Here is a 19,743-nt window from a genome sequence, read left to right as displayed (position 1 = left end):
TCAGCGGGGTTGGAGGGGCTAGCGGGGCTGGAGGGGGGCTGGGGTGGGGTGGTGGGCTCTGAGGTGGAGGGTGTGGGTTGATCGGCCGGTCGGGGTGGGCAGGCGCAGCGTCACCGTGCGGTCGGCGTCGGCCGTGAGCACGACCTCCTGCACGACGCCGCCGCGCCAGACCGCGTCGACCGTCACCGCCCCGCGGGCCCGCAGCCCGCGCAGCGACCCGTCGAACCACTCCTGCGGGAGCGTCGGGAGCAGGTCGATGACTGTCTCCTGCGCGCTCGTGGCGTGGGACTGCACGAGCATCTCCCCCACCCCGGCGGTGAAGCCGAAGTTGCCGTCGATCTGGAACGGAGGGTGGGCGCAGAACAGGTTGGTGTACACCCCGGCCGCGGACGACCCCGGCTCAGCGTCCGCCATGGGCGCGAGGAAGGTGCGCAGCGCGGCGACCGCACCGTCGGCGTCGCGCAGCCGCGCGCGCAGCGCCAGCCGCCAGGCGAGGGACCACCCCGTCGACTCGGGGCCGCGCGCGTCGAGGGTCGCCAGCGCCGCCGCGGCGAGGTCGGGCGCCGCGTCGGGGTCGATGTGGCCGCCCGGGTACGCCCCGTAGAGGTGGCTCTGGTGGCGGTGCTCCGGTTCGGCGTCGGCCGGGTCGTGCGCCCACTCCGCGAGCCGGCCGTCCGGCAGGACCCGCTCCCCGGGCAGACGCCGCAGCGCTGCCTCCGCGCGCACCCGCCACAGCCCACGGTCGTCGAGGTCCGCACCGCGCCTCGCGTCCGGGCCCGCCCGGTCGCCGTCCCCGGCCAACGTGTCGACCGCGTCCAGCGCGTCCAGCCCGTCCAGCGCGTCGAGGCAGCGGCGCAGCAGGTCACCGATCATGACCAGGTCCGAGGTGGTCGACGTCGTCACCGCGGCGGGCAGACCGTCGGCGGCGACGTAGTGGTTCTCCGGCGACGTCGCCGGTGAGGTGCCCAGGGTGCCGTCGGACAGCTCGACGAGCCAGCTCAAGGCGAAGTCCGCCGCGCCGCGCATGAGGGGCCACGCCTGCTCGCGCAGGAAGGCCTGGTCACGGGTGTAGTCGTAGTGGTCCCACAGGTGCCGGGCCAGCCAGACTCCACCGAGCGGCCACGCCGTCCAGCCCGGGTCGCTGATCCCGTCGCCCGCAGGCAGGGCAAAACCCCACGCGTCGGAGTTGTGGTGGACGGCCCAGCCCGGCCGGCCGTAGAGCCCGTCGGCCACCGTCGTCCCGGTCGAGCGCAGGTGGCCCACGAAGCGCAGCAGCGGCTCGTGGCACTCGCTGAGGTTGGCCGGCTCGGCGGGCCAGTAGTTCATCTCGGCGTTGATGTTCGTGGTGTAGTTGCAGGACCAGGGCGGACGCACGGCGTCGTTCCAGATCCCCTGCAGGGTCAGCGGCAGCGTCCCGGGCCGTGAGCCCGCAATCATGAGGTACCGGCCGTACTGGAACATCAGGGCGGCGAGACCGGGGTCCCGGTCCCCGGCCGCGAACCGGCTGAGCCGGACGTCGGTGGTGACGGCGGGACCAGGACCGAGATCCAGCTCCACCCGGCCGAACAACACCTCGTGGTCGCTCACGTGCCGGGCCTGCGCGGCGTCGAGTCCCGGGACGGCTCCGGACCCGCCTTCTGCGGCCGGGTCGCCGGCGCCCGTCCCCCCGGCCACCAGCGTCTCGACGAACCGGTCGAGTCGCTCACCCACCGCGGCGCGGACTGCCGCGCCGTCACCGTGGGGGGAGGTGAGGGGATCGACGTAGTCGGTCCCCGTCGCGAGCACGACGACGATCTCGCTCGCCCCGGTCACCTCCAGCGTCACCTGCTCGTCGTGGTGCACGGCCCTGACGACGCCGTCGGTCAGCACGCGCACGAGCACCTCCGCGGTCACCGCGGCCCCGGCCGCGAGGTCGTAGGTCACTGGCTCGGGTGAAGGTTCGTGGGTGGGGAAGACCTGCGAGGGCATCCGCACCTCGGCCACCAGGCCGTGCCCGTCGTCGGCGCCCACCCGGGCATCGACCCGTGCTGTCGGGTGCGCCGACGTGATCGAGACGACCGTCCGCGGAAGCTGCCCCGCGCTCGCGCGGCGGTGCACCACGAGGGCTTGGTCGGGGGCGCTCACCCAGGACCTGGTGCTCGTGCGCCCGGCGCCGCTGTTCCAGGAGTGCTCCGCGACCGCGGACCGCAGGTCGAGCGACCGCCGGTAGCCCGGCGCCGCCGCAGCAGCCCCGTCCCCCGCGCGGGCCGGCTCGTCCGCCGGGCCCGCCGGGGACGGCTCCTCGCTCTCGGTCAGCCACAGGTCGACCAGCGGCTGATAGGCCTGGGAGTGCCCGTGCTGCAGCCGCTGGACGTGACGCTCGGCCGCGCGCACGTCACCGGCGGCCAGGGCAGCCCGGGCCTCCTCGACGATCGAGGGTCCCTCGCCCGCGCGCAGAAGCGGACTGCCGGCAGCCGTCGCCGGCGACCCCGACCAGCAGGTGTCGTCGTTGATCTGGAACCGGTCCCGGACCGTTCCCCCGAAGCACATCGCCCCGATCCTGCCGTTGCCGAGCGGGAGCGCGTCCGTCCACTCCTGGGCGGGCCGGTCGTAGGCCAGCAGCAGCGGGGCCGGCCCACCACGCGTGTGGCGGCCCGGGAGGGTCGTTGCTGCCTGGCTCACGCCTGCGGAGGTCGAGTCGCTCACAGAGAATCACCCTTGATCGTCGTGACAGTGCAAGCACCCACGGTAGCCGAAGGTCCGATCTTTAAGGCGGACGGGCCCATTGTTCGAGGGCGCATCGCAACTTTCAGCGCGATCAACCCTCGGTTCTACGGGACCGAATACGACCGCACCCCTCACGGCGCGGAGGGCGGCTTCAACCCACGGACCGCCCGCCAGTGACGATGATCTGATGAATTGCCCTCGACGAGGCATTGCGGAGCAGGCAATCACATGCGGTTGACGCCCCCGGTTAGGCTGGTTTGCTAACATACTCAGGGTTACGTCGGACAGAGCTGTCCGACGACCAAGGGGGGGTGCTGCGTCCATGCCGTCCTCACACCTGTCCCCGCTCGGTGCCCCCCTCGAAGCCAGGCCTGGTCGCCCGGTCCTCCTGCAGACCCGGGCCCACGAGGTCAGGCTCGCCGTCGACGCGGTGAGCCGCGGGCAGGGTGGCTACATCTGGACCGCGCCGGTCGGCAGCGGCAAGAGCTCCCTGCTCGAGTTGATCCTGGACGCGTTGGCGGACTGTCCGCCCAACCAGCCCCACGTCGTCGTGCACCTGACCGCCCGGCCGCCGGCCGGTGTCCAGGCACCCATCTCCCCCGGTGGCACAGAGACTGCCAGTGGACACTGGTCGGGGCCTGCACACGCTGCGCAGAACCTGATGGCAGCAGCGGACACCCTGATCAGCCAGCTCGCCCGGCACTCCGGCGTCGATGCCCCTGAAGACCTGCGCGGGTTCCTCTCCGGCACGACCGATCACCACCACAGCCCCGAGCTCGTCGGTGCGGCACTCGCGCGCTACATCCATGCCGCACTCACCGGCACGACCATCGTGGTGGTCGTCGACGACATGGACGACCTCGACCACGGGAGCCGCGCCCTTGCACTCGACCTCGTCGCCCACCACCAGATCCCCTCGGTCCTGCTCGCCGCCGCCGCCCGGATCACCTGGGACGCCCCGCTGCCGTACCCGGTGGTGGTGCGCAAGATCGCTCCCCTCTCCGCCCAGGAAGCTCTCCGGCTGCTCACCCACCACCACCTCATGGAGGCCAGCACGCTCGGCCTCTCCCCCACCACAGCCCGGGGAGGCGTGGCCCCGACGGTGGCGGGCGCCCTCGCCCGCCAGCTCAGCGGGAACACCGCGTGCCTCATCCAGACCGCTGCCGAGCTCACCTCTGCCCAGCTGGACGGCACATCGATCCTGCCGAACCCGCTGCCCGCCGTGCCTGCACTGGCCGAGCTGCACGGCCCGGACCTCGTCGATCTGACACCAGCGCAGAGGCGCGCCCTGCTCATCGCCGCGGTCACCGTCGTCGACCGCATCGACGTGCTGCTCGGTGCTGCCTCGATCACCATGGACGAGATCCTCGCAACCCCGCTCGCCACCGTGCTCCGGTTCGCCGGAGGGCGCTTCGCCTTCGCCCATCTCGGTGTCCGGGCCCTCGTGCACTCCGAGGCCACGGTGGCCGAGCGCACCGAGGCCCACGCGGCGCTGGCCCAGACCCTGTCGGCGTCAGACCCGGACGACGCCGCCACCTGGCACCGGACGCTGGCAAGCCTGGCCGGCGACCCCCGCGTGTGCCCCGACCTGCTGACCATCGCCGAGCGGCTCATCGACCGCGGTGACGTGGTACACGCCCACGAGGTCGCCCGCGAGGCTGCCTGCCAGGGTGAGGGCTCCGACCGCGCTGCCGCCGAGCGGCTCGCCGGAGTAGCTGCGCTGCGCTCGGGGCACATCCGTGACGCAGCCGAGTGGCTGCGCCCAGCCATGCGATCCGACGACCGCGAGGTCGCCGCCTGCGCCCTGCCCGCCTACGTCGTGGCCGTCGCCGCTCTCCATGGCCAGGTGCCCGACGACGAGATCGCGCAGCTGGTCGAGAGCCTTGACCCCGCTGCGGACAGCCCAACAGTGACCGACGGCCTCGTCCGGGCGCTGGCAATCAGCGGCCGGATCCACGCCGAGCGCGGGGACGCCGATCTCGCCGTCACTGCTCTCGAGGGGGCACGGACGCTGGCACGCGGGGAGGTCACCGCCACGACCCGAGACGCACTCAGCGTGGAGACGGCGTGGGCCTCGATGTTCGCCGCGGCCGTGGGGACGTCCCCACCGGCGGTCGCAAGTGCCCGCAGCGCCGACCGCCAGACCTTCGCCAGCACCGCCCGCGCGCTGCACCTCGCTCTTGACGGCGACCTCGGGGGCGCTGCCCGAATACTCACGCATGCGTTGACCACCCTGTCCCCGCTGGACGACGGTGGACCCTGGTGGGCGGTGTCCCACCGTGCCGCATCGCCCTTCGCGGAGGCGCACCTGCGCGTCGCAAAGGCATTGGTGGACATGTGGTCCGGTGACTTCCTGCGGGCCGGGGACGAACTGCACGCAGCCGCCTTCCGGCTCCCCCTCTCGCTGCCCTTCGCCGGCCTGGGCACCGCAGCCGCACGACGGCTGAGCATCCTGCAGAACGGCCATCTGGACGACGTCGCCACGGCGCTCAGCGCTGTGAGCACCGCTGCCGCTCCACACCCGGTACGGAGGGAGGCCCACATCGACCGGTCCATCCTGGCCGCCCTCTCAGGCCAGCCCCACCGCCGGGACACCAGTACCCGGATCACAGAGGAGAGCGCCAAAGCCGAGCTGAGCGACGCATCCGAGACCCGTTTCCCGGAGCTGCCCGGAATGGCCGATGCCACGACACTCGGTCCACCCGGCCCTGCCTCGGCGTATCAGCGCGCGCACTACGAGCTCATGACGGCTCGCGGGCTCGCGGCCGGGACGCCTGAGCGTGCCCTCGAGCATCTGCAGTCGGCGGTCGAGCTGTTCTCGAGCACCGGGGCGCATGCCTGGACCCGGATCGCCGAGGCGGACATCGACCGGCTCTCCCGGGCCGGGGCCAGCCCGGCCGATGAGGCCTTGCCCACAGCGCTGTCCACGCAGCTGCACGGACGCTGGGGTGCTCACCTCACCCAGCGTGAGCTCGCCGTCGCTCTGCTGGTGGTGCAGGGTGCGTCCAACCGCGACGTCGCCCAGGCACTGCACCTCTCGGTGCGAACGGTCGAAGTCCACCTCGGACGAGTCTTCCGCAAGACAGGGGCGCGCTCACGCGTCGGCCTCACTGTGCTGGCCCACACAACCCTCTGATCAGTCGCCGTGTAGGTGATTCCCCGTAGGCCCGGCGCCGCGGCCGTTATCGATCATGTGGGAACACCTGATGTTTCGCCCGGGTGAAGAACCTACGGTGGCGATGTCCCAGTGACGGACACCCTCCGTACGGAGCGTGGCCCCGGAGATGACGCGCAACGTGGCGGAGTCGTCCCTTCCTAGTGAGGCACATCCATGCATCTTCCCAGTTCACGGCGGCGCAGCAGAGCTGCTGCGGCCGTCATGACAGCGGCGCTCGTCCTGGCCGCGTCGCTCTCAGCCAGCGCCGCCGCCCAGGCCGCTGCCCCGGCCTGCGCACCCGCCTGGAGCGCGTCCGACGTCTACACCGGCGGCGCGCAGGTCTCCCGCGCCGGCGTGAACTACACAGCCCGGTGGTGGACCCAGAACAACGCCCCGTCAGCCGAGCCCTACGGCCCCTGGGCCTCCACCGGAGCCTGCGGCTCGACGCCGGACCCGGACCCCACCCCGGATCCGACGACGGAACCGAGCACCAACCCCACCAGCGAGCCGACCACCGAGCCGACTACCGATCCCACGGGCGAACCGACCACCGACCCCGGCAACCCTGACGAGAAGTGCCGTCCGGACGGGCTCGCGGGCACACCCGGCCTGGACATCCCCTACTGCGACGTCTACGACGCCGACGGCCGCGAGATCCTCCCCAACGGCCTCGACCGTCGGATCATCGGATACTTCACCAGCTGGCGGACCGGAGCGAACGACGCCCCCCAGTACCTCGCAAGCGACATCCCCTGGACCAAGCTCAGCCACATCAACTACGCCTTCGCCCACATCGGCGCCGACGGCAAGGTCTCCGTCAACGACGCCGCCACCGGCAACGCCGCCACGGACATGACCTGGCCGGCCGAGCCGGCCGCGGCGATGGACCCGGCGTACCCCTACACGGGCCACTTCAACCTGCTCAACAAGTTCAAGAAGGCGAACCCGGGCGTCAAGACGCTCGTCTCCGTCGGCGGCTGGGCCGAGACCGGCGGACACTTCGACGCCGCGGGTGACCGCGTCGCCGACGGCGGCTTCTACACGATGACCGAGTCCCAGGCCAAGATCGACGCCTTCGCCGACTCTGCGGTGGAGTTCATCCGCACCTACGGCTTCGACGGCGTGGACATCGACTACGAGTACGCCACCTCGAACACCAAGGCCGGCAACCCGGACGACTTCGCGTTCTCCGACGCCAAGCGGGCCACGCTGTTCAAGAACTACTCGGCGCTGATGAAGACTCTCCGGGAGAAGCTGGACGCCGCGAGCGCGGCCGACGGTGAGTACTACATGCTCACTGTCGCGGCACCGGCCTCCGGGTGGCTGCTGCGCGGTATGGAGGTCCACCAGGTCGTCGAGTACCTCGACTACCTCAACATGATGTCCTACGACCTGCACGGTTCGTGGAACGAGTTCGTCGGTGGCAACGCGCCGCTCTTCGACGACGGCAAGGACGCCGAGCTGTCCGCCGGAGGGGTCTACAACGCCTACAAGGGCATCGGATATCTCAACGGCGACTGGGCGGCGCACTACTTCCGCGGTGCCATGCAAGCCGGACGGATCAACCTCGGCGTGCCGTTCTACACCCGTGGGTGGCAGGGCGTGACCGGCGGCACCAACGGCCTGCACGGCAAGGCAGCCCTCCCCGACCAGGCGAAGTGCCCGCCAGGGACCGGCACGAACATCGGCTCGACCGCCAAGTGTGGCAACGGAGCGACCGGGATCGACAACCTCTGGCACGACCTGGGCGCAACCGGCGCTGAGGTCCCCTCGGGCGTCAACCCCATCTGGCACGTGCTCAACCTGCAGAAGGGTGTCCTGCCCGACTACATGTCGTCCTACGGAGCACCGTCCGGCCCGATCGTGGGCACCTACGAGCACCACTACGACCCTGTCTCGGCGACCGAGTGGTGGTGGAACCCGCAGACTCAGGTGTTCCTCTCGGGCGACTCCGACCAGGCCATCGCCGACAAGGGCGACTACGTCGCCGACAGCGGTCTTGGTGGCGTGATGATCTGGGAGCTGGCCGGTGACTACGACTACGACGCGACCGCCGGTGAGTACACCATGGGCGACACCCTCGTGACCCAGCTGCACGGCACGCTCTCGGCGACCACGCCCTACGGCGCCACGAAGTCCAACGCACCGATGCCGACCAAGGCCATCGACCTGGACATCACGTTCACCGAGTTCGCTCTCGGCGACAACAACTACCCGATCAACCCGAAGGTCAACTTCACCAACAACAGCTCGGCCCCCATCCCGGCCGGTTCGACGATCACCTTCGACTACGCGACGTCCACCCTGGCGGACATGGGCGAGCAGAACGGCTGGGGCATCAAGCAGATCTCAGCCGGTCACACCGGGAACAACATCGGTGGGCTCAAGGGCGACTTCCACACCGCACAGCTCACGGTCCCGCAGGGCGGCATCGCCGCCGGGGCCAGCAGCTGGGCCAAGCTGTCCTGGACCATCCCGATCGCGCAGATCTCCAACGTGCGCGTGACGATCAACGGGACACCGTACGCGACCACGTACGACCACCCGCGGGGAGTGACTGTCGTCGTCCCCGGCGGCGGATCCGGCGGTGGGCCCGGTGGTGGGCCCGGTGGTGGCACGACTCCCGGCACCTGCACCGCACCGGCCTGGTCGGCTACCGACGTCTACTCCGGTGGGGCGAAGGTCTCCCTCGGCGGCCACACATGGACCGCCCGCTACTGGACCCAGGGCAACGCCCCGGGCGCCAGTGACTGGGGGCCGTGGGCAGACACCGGCGTCTGTTGATCCCCCCGCTCTCGCGGAGCCGGTGGCTTACCACCGGCTCCGCACCCCAGGCGGCGCGGGCTCGACGTCCGCGTGGCTACCCTCTCCCCACAGTAAGGAAGACCATGAAAATCCGTGCAGCACTCCTAGCCGTCGTTCTCGGATCGGCGGCGATCGTTCCGGTCGCCGCCGCCCCGAGCGCGCAGGCCCACGGCTGGGTCACGTCCCCGGCCAGCCGCCAGGACAACTGCGCCACAGGCGCGACCTCCTTCGACTGCGGTCAGGTCAAGTACGAGCCGCAGAGCGTCGAGGCACCCAAGGGATCGACCCAGTGCAGCGGAGGCAACGCCGCCTTCGCGATCCTGGACGACGCATCCAAGCCGTGGCCCGTCACCGACGTCAAGTCGAGCATCGAGCTCAAGTGGAACCTCACCGCAGCGCACAACACGAGCCTGTGGGAGTACTTCGTCGACGGCAAGCTCTTCAAGACCTACGACCAGGGTGGCGCTCAGCCCGCCAAGAACATCACGCACTCGCTGACGAACCTGCCCAACGGCAAGCACACGATCCTCGCTCGCTGGAACGTCTCCAACACCGCGATGGCGTTCTACAACTGCGTCGACATCAACGTGACCAACGGCGCCGTCACCCCGACGCCCGAGCCCACGACGCCGCCGACCACACCCACGACGCCGCCCACCACCCCCCCGACCACTCCGGGCACCTGCGCGGCAGCCGCCTGGGTTGCCGGAACCGTCTACACCGGCGGCAAGGAGGTCAGCCACGCCGGTCACACGTGGAGGGCCAAGTGGTGGACCCAGACCGACGTGCCGGGCACGGGTGGCACGTGGGGGGTGTGGACCGACCTCGGATCGTGCACGACCCCGCCGGTCGACCCACCCGTCGACCCCACCGACCCGCCAGTCGACCCCACCGACCCGCCAGTCGACCCGACCGACCCGCCGGTCGTCACCCCCGGTGACCCCAACGCCCGTGTGGTCGGGTACTTCACCAACTGGGGCGTCTACGGTCGCAACTACCACGTGAAGAACATCGAGACGTCAGGTTCGGCCGACAAGCTCACCCATATCCTCTACGCCTTCGGCAACGTCAAGAACGGGCAGTGCACGATCGGTGACGCCTACGCCGACTACGAGAAGACCTACACCGCCGCCCAGAGCGTCGACGGTGTAGCCGACCAGTGGGATTCCCCGCTCGCCGGAAACTTCAACCAGCTGCGCAAGCTCAAGGCCCTCCACCCCGATCTCAAGGTCATCTGGTCCTTCGGTGGCTGGACCTGGTCCGGTGGATTCGCCCAGGCTGCAGCCAACCCGGCCGCCTTCGCCAAGTCCTGCCGGAACCTTGTCGAGGACCCGCGCTGGGCTGACGTCTTCGACGGCATCGACGTCGACTGGGAATACCCCAACGCCTGCGGCCTGACCTGCGACACCAGCGGGTTCTCCTCCTACAAGAACGTCATGTCCGCGCTGCGCACAGAGTTCGGCACAGACCTGGTCACCTCGGCGATCGGCGCCGACGCGACCGCCGGCGGCAAGATCGAGGCCGCTGACTACGCAGGCGGCGCCGCATACGCGGACTGGATCATGCCGATGACCTACGACTACTTCGGTCCGTGGGAGAAGAACGGCCCGACTGCACCACACTCGGCCCTCACGACCTTCACCGGCACACCGAAGGTCGGATTCGACTCCACCACCACGATCAACAAGCTCACGAGCATGGGCATCCCCTCGGACAAGCTGCTGCTCGGCATCGGCTTCTACGGCAAGGGCTGGACCGGGGTCACGCAGTCGGCTCCGGGTGGCTCCGCCACGGGTGCCGCTGCGGGCAAGTACGAGGCGGGCATCGAGGACTACAAGGAGCTCAAGGTCTCCTGCCCACCCACGGGAACCGTCGGTGGAACGGCCTACGCCTTCTGCAACGGCAACTGGTGGAGCTATGACACCCCTGCCACGATCACCACGAAGATGGAGTACGCCAAGCAGGAGGGCCTCGGCGGTGCGTTCTTCTGGGAGCTCTCCGGCGACACGAGCGACGGTGAGCTCATCACCGCGATCGACTCGGGCCTGAAGCAGTAGTCTCCTCGCACGACGCACGACGCCCGTGAGGACCTCGGTCCTGACGGGCGTCGTGCGTCCGGCTGTCAGCCTCGCGACCGGTTCACCTACAGGGGGATGTCGGGAAGCATCATGTGCGGCACCGGGGCCATCGGGTCGATCAGCCACTCGGCGCGCAGCTCCTCCCACACCTCGACCGGCACGGCCGTGTGGGAGTGCGCGAGGAAGGACTCGACCTGGCCCGCGCCGCGGGCACCCACCACGGTCGAGACGACCGCCGGGTGCGCCCGGACGAAGGCGAGCGCGGCGTCGGGCAGGGAGACGCCGTGGCGTTCGCAAATGTCGGCGATCTGGTTCGTCTTGGCCAGCAGCTCGGCCGGGGCGGCCGCGTAGTTGTACTTCGCGTCCTCGGGCGGCCGCGGGCGGGCGAGCAGGCCGGAGTTGAACACCCCTGCGATGACCACGCCCACCGACCGCTCGAGAGCGGCGGGCAGCAGGTCGGCGAGGGCACCCTGCTCCAGCAGCGTGTACCGGCCGGCGCACATCACGAGGTCGATGTCGGTCTCGCGGACGAAGCGGGTGAGCATCGGGGTCTGGTTCATCCCCACCCCGATGGCGCGAACCACACCTTCGTCCCGCAGCTCGACGAGGGCGGGGATCGCGAGCCGGGACGCGTCGTCCCAGTGGTCGTCGGGGTCGTGCAGGTAGACGACGTCGACGTGGTCCATCCCGAGCCGGTCCAGGGACTCCTCGAGGCTGCGCCGGATGCCGTCGCGGGAGAAGTCCCAGACCCGGCGCAGGTCCGCCGGGACGACGAAGTCGGTGTCCTGTTCCTCGGCCGTCTCCGGAGACGGCACGAGCAGCCGGCCGACCTTGGTCGAGACGACGTAGTCGTCGCGCGGGTACTGCGCGAGGTGGGCGCCCAGGCGCCGTTCGGACAGCCCCAGCCCGTAGTGCGGGGCGGTGTCGAAGTAACGGACGCCACCGGCCCAGGCGGCCTCGACCGCGCCTGCTGCCTCGACGTCCGTCGTCGTGCGGAACAGGTTGCCCAGCTGTGCGGCGCCCAGACCGAGGGTGCTCAGATTGACGCTCATCTGCCCAGAGTGGCAGGTCATGGGGCTGCGTGCACGTCGGGCCGCGGGGTCGAGCCGCTTCCGGGACGCCCGTGGGGCCCGACGACGGCTGGTGCCGCCGGCGGACCCCACGGGTCTGTCCCGGGTCGCGGGTGCATGGCGCCCCGCGCGAGGGCTACCGGACCGTCACCACGATGGTCCGGGTCCCGGTGATGCCCGCGGCGTTCTCGAGCTCAGCCAGGTACTCGTACCTGCCCGGCGCCCGACCGGACACGGCCGTCGTGGCGTGCTGCGCGCCCGGGGTGGCGGCCGTGAGCGACTGGGTGTCGAGCAGCGCGCCATTCTCGTACAGGCGGTAGGTGGTCGCGTTGGACCCCCACCACATGTTCATCGAGACGGTGTAGCTGCCGTCGCGGTCCCAGTTGTCATGGGACAGCGTCCCGGCCCCCGGTCCGGCGTCGCGCACCACGACGGTGTGCTCACCGCAGGAACCCTGCGGACCGCCGACCGTGCCACCGGCGTTGCTCAGCTCGCAGGTGTACACGTACGTGCCGTTCGGCTTCCCGCTGATCGCCGCCGTGGCTTTCTGGGCCGCCGGGGTGGCGTCGGTGAGCTGGACGGTCTGCACGGCCGTGCCGTTCTCGAAGAGCGTGTAGCTCGTCGCGTTCTGTCCCCACCACATGTTCATGGTGATGGTGTAGTCGCCGTCGAGCAGTCCCGTGTCCCAGCCGTTGTCGTCGCTCAGCGTGCCCCGTGCCGGAACAGGTCCGGTCGGGGGTGCGACAGGTGCGTTGACGTAGCTGATGGACGGCGCCGGCGGCGTCTGCATCCCGGCACCGAGGAAGTAGCTCGTGTGCGGGGGCTGGTTGTAGGAGATGTTCTGCCACGTGACGCCCAGTCGGTAGACCGGGTCGTGCATGAGGGTGCGCAGCTTGTGCTCGGTGACGTCGGTCGTGGTGAAGATGCGCAGCGCGGACGAGTCGTCCGTGCGGTAGACGAGCTCTTCACGCCAGTCGCCGAAGAGGTCCGCCTGGATCGCCGGGTTGCCCTTCGTGTCGTTGCTCGTCCGGGTACCGGTGAAGCGTTCGATCTCGACCGACTCTCCGGTCTCCCAGTCCCACTTGCTCACCGTCGGCACGCCCACCCGGGTGGTCGCGTCGAAGGAGTGGTCGGTGATCTCCCGCAGGAGGTCGCCGTCCCACCAGGTGAGGAAGTTGGCCGCCGGGATGGCCGTGCCGATCTCCTCACCGGTCGCTGCGCGCAGGGACCCGGTGGGCGAGTTCCACGCGTAGTCGCCGCCGATCGCCCAGGCCTCGGCGCCGGGGTGCGTCGGGTCGATGTCCGCGGCGGCGCCGCGGCCGGTGTCACGGTCTCCGGGGATGTCCCAGATGATCTCCCCGGTCCCGGCGTCGCGCATGGTCGCTGCCCGGCCGCCGGAGTCGCCGATGCTCTCGTGGACGGCGAAGACCTCGAGCCCCGGACGGTCCGGGAGGTGGTCGGAGAGGTGCATGGCGTCGCCGTGACCGAGCTCGGTCGTGTACAGCCCGGTCCCGTCGTCGTCGATCGTCATGGAGCCGAAGACGATCTCGTCCTTCTGGTCACCGTCCACGTCGGCGACAGACAGGTTGTGGTTGCCCTGGTGCGCCCACTCGTCGCCGGCGACGTCGGAGTCGAAGACCCAGCGCTGGGCGAGGCTCGTCCCGTCGAAGTCGTAGGCGGCCAGGACGGTGCGCGTGTAGTAGCCACGGGTGAAGACGGCGCTCGGGTGTTCACCGTCGAGGTACGCGACCCCGGCGAGGAAGCGGTCGACCCGGTTGCCGTAGGTGTCGCCCCACGCGCCGACGTCGCCGCGCACAGGGGTGTAGTCGATCGTGTCGATCGCCGCTCCGGTCCGGCCGTCGAAGACGGTGAGGAACTCCGGCCCGGTGAGGACGTAGCCGCCCGAGTTCCGGTAGTCGGCCCCGGCGTCGCCGATGACTGTGCCTGCACCGTCGACGGTCCCGTCGGCGGTCTTGACCATGACCTCGGCCTTGCCGTCACCGTCGAAGTCCTGGGCGAGCACCTGGGTGTAGTGGGCGCCGGCACGGATGTTGGGGCCCATGCCGATGCGCCACAGCTGGGTGCCGTCGAGCTCGTACGCGTCGAGGTAGACGAGGCCGGTGTAGCCGCCCTGGGAGTTGTCCTTGGAGTTGGACGGGGACCACATGACGACGTACTCGTAGGCGCCGTCGCCATCCAGGTCAGCCACCGACGTGTCGCCGGCGTAGTAGGAGTAGGGCTGACCATCCTTGGTGTAGGCGTCGGCGGGCTTGGTCAGCAGGATGTCGATCGAGCCCTGCGACCAGACGCCGAAGTCGGCGGTGGCGCCGGTCTCGGTGCCACCGATCACAGGGACCACCCGGTAGACGGAGGCCGCAGTCCCGGACGTGTCGGCGTAGTTGGTGGTGCTGCCGAGCGGGCGCGGCGTGATCTTCTTCCCGTCGCGGTACACGTTGAACGCGATGTACTCCGGGTCGAGACCGAGCATCCGCCAGCCGAGGTAGACCCCGTCGTCGCCGGAGACCGCGACCGGGGACCGGTCCAGGTATTCCATCTGGCGCGCGAGGACGGTGTCCGCGGTGGACTCCAGCCGCGCGGAGCGGGCCGACTCACCACCGGCGTTGACGGCGGTGATCTCGTAGAAGAACGGCACGGTCGTCAGGACGGTCGTATCGGTGTAGGTCGCCGACGTCGAGGTGCCCAGGTAGGTGGCCTCACCGCCGGCGGTCGTGGCCCGGTAGACGGAGTAGAACAGCGCGCCGTCGTCGGCCTCCCAGGTGAAGGTGACGTCGTTCTTGCCCACAGCGCCCAGGGTCAGGCCGGTGGGCGCCGCGAGGACCGCGACGTCCGGGTCGATCGTGGTCACCTCGAGCGCGTTGGACGCGACGGACTCCATGCCCGTGGCGTCCACCGCAGTCACGGTGTACGTGTAGGCCTGCCCGACGGCGGCCCCCGTGTCGGTGAGGGTCGTCCCGGCCTGCTCGGCGACGAGCACGGCCTCGGCGGCCGTGGCGGCCTTGCGGTAGACGCGGTAGGAGGTCGCGGCGTCGACTCCCTGCCAGGACAGCGCGACCGCGACGTCCGCGCCGGTGATGGTCAGGTCGTCGAGGGTGAGTGCGCCGGGGGCGAGGAGCAGCGGGGTGACCTCCACCCCGTTGAGGCGTGCGCCCGTGCCTGAGATGGCCAGGTTGAGCTGGCCGTCGGTCACGAGGACCGGGGTGTTCATCTTCTCCGAGACGGCGGCCTTGCCGGCGTTGGATGCCCCGTAGCTCTTGTCCTCGATCGTGATGTTGGTGCGGCTCGAGCCGATCCAGTCGCCGTTGTAGGTCTTGACCGCGTACGTGCCGTTGGGCACGTCGAGGGCGAACACCTGGGTGGGGCTGGGCAGCAGGAAGTCGCGCTGCAGCGCGTTCGGCGGCGGGGTGTACCCGTCGCCGCGGTCGCGCCCGGCCAGGCCGGCGGCGTCGAGGAAGCCGTAGCCGATCTCCGCGGTGTACCCGGAGTTCTGGTTCACCTCGGTGTAACCGGGCATGAGGAGGTTCCCGGCGAGCTGCATGTCGAACTTGTAGAGCGCGTTCGAGGTGGTCACCCGCACCGGCAGGGACGGTTCGGAGTCGCCGCGGCCGTTGACGGCCACGACCCGGAAGTCGTAGGACGCGCCCTCGGCGAGCCCGCCCACGGCGAGCTGGGTGAGGGTCGAGGTGCCCACGAGCGTGTAGGTCTCATCACCGGCGGCGGCGTCCTTGCGGAACACCTTGTAGATGTCCGCGCCCTCGGTCGCGGCCCACTTGATGAGTGCGCCGGCGTTGGAGACGTCTCCGGCGACCACCGAGAGGGGTGCGGCGGGGACGGCGTCGGGCAGGTCGACCTCGGCGACGAGGCCGGCCAGCGGCGTGTCCAGGCTCTTGATCTCCGTGCCGATGAGCCGGGCCATCTGGATGGCGCCGTACTCCTGGAAGTGGGTGTCGTCCGCGGTGCCGCTCGGGCGGCCCGCGTAGACGCCGGCCGGCACGTGCAGGAACACCGACTTGGCGGCCTCGAAGCCGAGGGTGTCGAGGTACTCCCGGCTCGCGCGGGACAGGTCGACGAGCGGGACGCCCTCCTGTGCGGCGAGGTCGGTGGCGGCGGCCACGTACTCCGGGAAGGAGACGGTGAACTTCCCGGCGGCGTCGACGCTGCGCCGGGAGACGGGGGTGACCACGATCGGGGTGGCCCCGCGCTGGACGGCGCCGTCGACGAAGGTCCGCAGGTAGTTCGCGTAGTCGGCCGGGCCCGCGTAGCGGTCGTCGACCCCGTAGGAGTTGTCGTTGTGACCGAACTGGACGAAGAGGTAGTCGCCCGGCTTGATCTGGCGCAGCACCTCGTCGAGACGGCCCTGGGAGATGAAGTTCTTCGTCGAGCGTCCGCCGATGGCGTGGTTCTTGAACGCGACGCCGTCGGTGAAGAACCGGTCGATCATCTGTCCCCAGCCCGCCTGCGGGGCGTAGTCGGAGGTGTAGCTCTGGACGGTGGAGTCACCGGTGATGAAGGCCGTCGGCGTGGTGGCCGCGGTGCGGTCGGCCTTCCGGGTGATGGTCAGGGCGTTGAGGTTCGCGGCGGCGCCGTCGAGCTCGAGGTTGAGCTGGCCGTCCACGAGGGCCACGTCGAAGGACATCTCGAGGTACTCACCGGCGACCTTGGAGGTGGACTGGACCTTGGCCATCGTCTCGGCGGTGACGGCGATGGTCGTCGCACCCGCGGAGTCCCCGGCGACGAGGGAGACGGTGTAGTCCCCGTTCGGCAGGTCGGCGATCAGCTCGGTGTCACCGATCGTCACGAAGTCCGTGCGCAGCGGGTCGCTCGCACCGGCCCCGCGGTCGCTCGCGCTGACCTTGGCCGGCTCGACGAACCCGATCCGCGTCGCGGCGGTGTAGGCCGAGCTCGCATCGAGCGCGGTGTAGCCGGGTGCGACGGCGCCGGAGCCGAGGTCGAGGCGCAGCACGCCGCCGTCGGGCAGCGGAGCGGGCGCGGCGAGCGGGCTCGCGGTGATCGCGGAGTGCGGGGACCTGCCGGCGGTGGTGAGGGCGTGGACCCGGTAGTAGTTCACGGCGGTGGTGTCCGCGGCGGGGTCGACGAGCGTGAAGATCCTCTCGCCGGTGCGTCCCACCTCGGTGAACGTGCCGTCAGGAGCGTCGGATCGGCTGAGCACGTAGCCGGTCGCGCCGGCCACCTGGTCCCAGCGCACGGTGATCGCGTCCTCGGTGACCTGGGCCATCCGGACCCAGGCCGGGGCCTTGAGCACGGGGTCGAGCGGGTCGGCCGGGTCCGGCGGTGTGGTCGGGTCGGTCGTGGGATCGGTCGTGGGATCGGTGGTCGGGTCTGTGGTCGGGTCGGTCCCGGGGTCGGTTGCGACCGGGGTGAGCGTCACGGAGTTCACGTACGCGCCGACCCCCGCCCCGGTGAAGTACACCGAGAGCTGGCCGTCGGCCACGACGGCACGCCAGGTCTGGGAGACGACCCCCTGGCGGGCTTGGACGGTGCCCGCGAGGACGCCTTCGAGGGAGACGACGGTCTTCGTCGTGCTCGTCCCGGCGAGGGTGTCCCCCGAGGTCACGGTCACGTCGTAGGAGCCGTTGGGGACATCGACGAAGAAGGACCAGGCGGTGCCGATGACGAAGTCACGGTCGGCGTCGCTCTGGGTCGCCCCGCGGTCGCGGGAGGCGAGGGCGACTCCGGCGTCGGGGACGACGCCGTAGCCGAGGTCCGCTGTGTAGGCGAGGGTCTCGTGCACCCCGTCGGCGCCTGCGGCGACGGGGCTGATGGCGGTGCCGAAGTCGAAGACCCGCGCGACGGCTGCGGGATCCGGGTCGGCGGCCTGGGCGGGGAGGACGGTGAGTCCGGCGAGTGCGGTGGAGAAGGCGGCGATGCCTGCAACCGTGCGCATGAGGCTGCGGCGCCCGGGCGCGGACGCCTCGGCGCTGTGCGTGCCCGGGCGATGTGCCCCGGGTGGGGTGGTGTGGTCCATGAAGGTCTCCTGCTCGTGGAAGCTCGATGGGTGAGTTCCGACGCAGGCGTGATGTGCGTGCCTGCGACAGGGGTGTGCGCGTCCGGGGCGACTCCTGTGTCCCGGGTCTCGGGCCAGGGGACCGTGGCGCTGTTGCCACGGTCGTCGGCGGACGCGATGGTGCGGGTGGTGCAGGTTGTGCGGCGGTGACCCGGTGCGGACCGGTCGCGGCGGGTGGTGCACGGAGCACCGACCTGCTTTGAATCGATTCAACACCGCGAGCGAATTCGTCCGTGAATCTGCTCGTGGAGGTCACCTGACCTGGGAAGCGCTTCCCAACTTCACCCGACCCTGACAGGGTGAAGTTTCAATGTCAACAGGTAGCGGCCAATCGGTGCCGGCCAGCGGCGCGTGCGTCGGCCAGTCTCAGCCGGGGTCGAGAGCGGTCAGCACCCGCTGGACGCTCGAGGCCAGCCCCCACCGCGTGGCGAGCACGTCGAGGGTTTCGGGGTCGGCCGGGGTGGTGGGCAGGGCGTCGTGCACGACGCCGACGGGAGCGTCCGGGGCGACCCGCACCACGGCGGGGGCGACGTCGAGGTAGGCGGCGGCACCGAGGAGGCGCGTGCGCTGGCCGGCGGTCATCCCGGCGTCGCCGGAGTCGCGTGCGGCGAGGATCCCTGCGAGGTCGCCGTAGCGGGCGACGAGCGTCGCCGCGGTCTTCTCACCGATCCCGGGCACGCCGGGGAGGCCGTCGCTCGCATCGCCGCGCAGCACCGCCATGTCCGCATAGGCCTGGCCCGAGGCGACCGCGTACTTCTCCGCGAGCCGCGCCTCGTCCACGACCTCGAGGTTCTTGATGCCGCGCTGGGTGTAGAGCACGCGGACCCGGGCGTCGTCGTCGACGAGCTGGAACATGTCACGGTCGCCGGTGATGACGTCGATCGGCGAGCGGTCGGCGGCCGGCCTGCCGCGCTCCTGGGCGACGAGAGTGCCGATGACGTCGTCGGCCTCGTAGCCGGGCGCACCGATGCGGGCGATCCCGAGGGCGGCGAGTACGTCGACGATGACGGGAACCTGCGGCGCGAGCAGGTCGGGGACCTCCTCGGCCGCCACCCCGCCGGGGAGGATCTCGGCGACGCGGTGCGCCTTGTACGTGGGGATGGCCGCGACGCGGAAGGCGGGGCGCCAGTCGTCGTCCCAGCAGGCCACGAGGCGCGACGGCCGGTGGTCGGTGACGAGCCGGGCGATCATGTCGAGCAGCCCGCGGACCGCGTTGACGGGTGTGCCGTCGGGGGCCGTGACCGTGTCGGGGACGCCGTAGAAGGCGCGGAAGTAGAGCGAGGCGGTGTCGAGCAGGAGGAGCGGGCGGCGTTCCGTCATGACGTCACGGTACGACTGCGGGGCTCAAGCCGTCGAGCACCTTGAGGGCTGTGGCGACCTCCCCCGGGTCGACGTCGCGGGCGAGCGTGGCGAGCACGGCGTCGGCGCGGTCGAGCAGGCTGCGCCCTGCCGGAGTGAGCACCACCTCCTTGTCTCGGCGGGAGCCGGGCGAGGCGTGCGCGGCGAGGTGGCCGTCCTGCACGGCGGCCTCGACCTGGCGGCTGATGCTGCTCTTGTTGAGCCCGAGCGCGGCGGAGATCGCCTGCTGGTTGGTGGCGCTGCCGGGCGACCCGGTCGCGCAGAGGAGTGCGTAGCGGGGCGAGGAGATGCCGACCTCGGCCTGGAGGCGCGACTCCATGGCGCGCTCCAGCGCGGCCACCGCGCGACGGGCGCCGAGCCAGAGATCGACGAGCTGCTCGCCGCCCACGCACTCCTGCCCGTGTGCGGGCGGGGTCCGGTCGTCTGTGGGGGTGTCGGTCATGGGTCCAGTGTTGACCCATGACCGTCCCATGTGCAACCGTTGCACACGCAACCGTTGTCTCGTCGCCAGCCTCAGGAGAGCCC

The 19,743-nt window shown here is 70.8% G+C and carries 8 protein-coding genes; 3 read left to right on the top strand and 5 right to left on the bottom strand.

The window, feature by feature from the left end:
* Nucleotides 1–18: 18 nt before the first annotated feature.
* Complete coding sequence (locus ACWA15_RS02440; RefSeq protein WP_464057876.1) at nucleotides 19–2,685, bottom strand: glycosyl hydrolase family 95 catalytic domain-containing protein; 2,667 nt, start codon at nucleotides 2,683–2,685, stop codon at nucleotides 19–21.
* A 343-nt stretch (nucleotides 2,686–3,028) separates the two neighbouring features.
* Here ACWA15_RS02440 and ACWA15_RS02435 point away from each other — a divergent pair, with 343 nt between their 5' ends.
* The 3 genes from ACWA15_RS02435 to ACWA15_RS02425 all read left to right on the top strand — a co-directional run bounded on the left by ACWA15_RS02435 (nucleotide 3,029) and on the right by ACWA15_RS02425 (nucleotide 10,725).
* Nucleotides 3,029–5,842 (top strand): LuxR C-terminal-related transcriptional regulator, encoded by a 2,814-nt coding sequence (locus ACWA15_RS02435; protein WP_464057875.1) that lies wholly within the window; start codon nucleotides 3,029–3,031, stop codon nucleotides 5,840–5,842.
* A 195-nt stretch (nucleotides 5,843–6,037) separates the two neighbouring features.
* The gene (locus ACWA15_RS02430; protein WP_464057874.1) at nucleotides 6,038–8,647 is read left to right on the top strand and encodes a glycosyl hydrolase family 18 protein; all 2,610 of its coding nucleotides are present in this window, start codon (nucleotides 6,038–6,040) and stop codon (nucleotides 8,645–8,647) included.
* Between the two features lie 104 nt (nucleotides 8,648–8,751).
* Nucleotides 8,752–10,725, top strand: coding sequence for a glycosyl hydrolase family 18 protein (locus ACWA15_RS02425; protein WP_464057873.1), 1,974 nt, complete (start codon nucleotides 8,752–8,754; stop codon nucleotides 10,723–10,725).
* A gap of 86 nt (nucleotides 10,726–10,811) precedes the next feature.
* Here ACWA15_RS02425 and ACWA15_RS02420 read toward each other — a convergent pair whose 3' ends face one another.
* From ACWA15_RS02420 to ACWA15_RS02405, 4 genes are all read right to left on the bottom strand, one after another.
* Nucleotides 10,812–11,798, bottom strand: a complete 987-nt coding sequence (locus ACWA15_RS02420; RefSeq protein WP_464057872.1) for an aldo/keto reductase — start codon at nucleotides 11,796–11,798, stop codon at nucleotides 10,812–10,814.
* Between the two features lie 154 nt (nucleotides 11,799–11,952).
* Entirely contained in the window at nucleotides 11,953–17,820 is a 5,868-nt protein-coding gene (locus tag ACWA15_RS02415; protein WP_464057871.1) for a rhamnogalacturonan lyase family protein, read from the bottom strand.
* 405 nt (nucleotides 17,821–18,225) lie between these two features.
* Entirely contained in the window at nucleotides 18,226–19,179 is a 954-nt protein-coding gene (locus tag ACWA15_RS02410; RefSeq protein WP_464057870.1) for a 5'-3' exonuclease, read from the bottom strand.
* A gap of 4 nt (nucleotides 19,180–19,183) precedes the next feature.
* On the bottom strand, nucleotides 19,184–19,660 hold the full coding sequence (locus ACWA15_RS02405; RefSeq protein WP_464057869.1) for a MarR family winged helix-turn-helix transcriptional regulator: 477 nt from the start codon (nucleotides 19,658–19,660) through the stop codon (nucleotides 19,184–19,186).
* Between the last annotated feature and the right edge of the window lie 83 nt (nucleotides 19,661–19,743).

The organism is Sanguibacter sp. TS_SC_8 (genome assembly GCF_055361235.1).
This window is presented reverse-complemented; position numbering and strand designations above follow the sequence as displayed.

Coding starts and splice junctions, on each gene's coding strand:
- ACWA15_RS02415 (WP_464057871.1), bottom strand. CDS start 17,820: ATGGACCACACCACCCCACCCGGGGCACATCGCCCGGGCACGCACAGC.
- ACWA15_RS02420 (WP_464057872.1), bottom strand. CDS start 11,798: ATGAGCGTCAATCTGAGCACCCTCGGTCTGGGCGCCGCACAGCTGGGC.
- ACWA15_RS02430 (WP_464057874.1), top strand. CDS start 6,038: ATGCATCTTCCCAGTTCACGGCGGCGCAGCAGAGCTGCTGCGGCCGTC.
- ACWA15_RS02405 (WP_464057869.1), bottom strand. CDS start 19,660: ATGACCGACACCCCCACAGACGACCGGACCCCGCCCGCACACGGGCAG.
- ACWA15_RS02410 (WP_464057870.1), bottom strand. CDS start 19,179: ATGACGGAACGCCGCCCGCTCCTCCTGCTCGACACCGCCTCGCTCTAC.
- ACWA15_RS02435 (WP_464057875.1), top strand. CDS start 3,029: ATGCCGTCCTCACACCTGTCCCCGCTCGGTGCCCCCCTCGAAGCCAGG.
- ACWA15_RS02425 (WP_464057873.1), top strand. CDS start 8,752: ATGAAAATCCGTGCAGCACTCCTAGCCGTCGTTCTCGGATCGGCGGCG.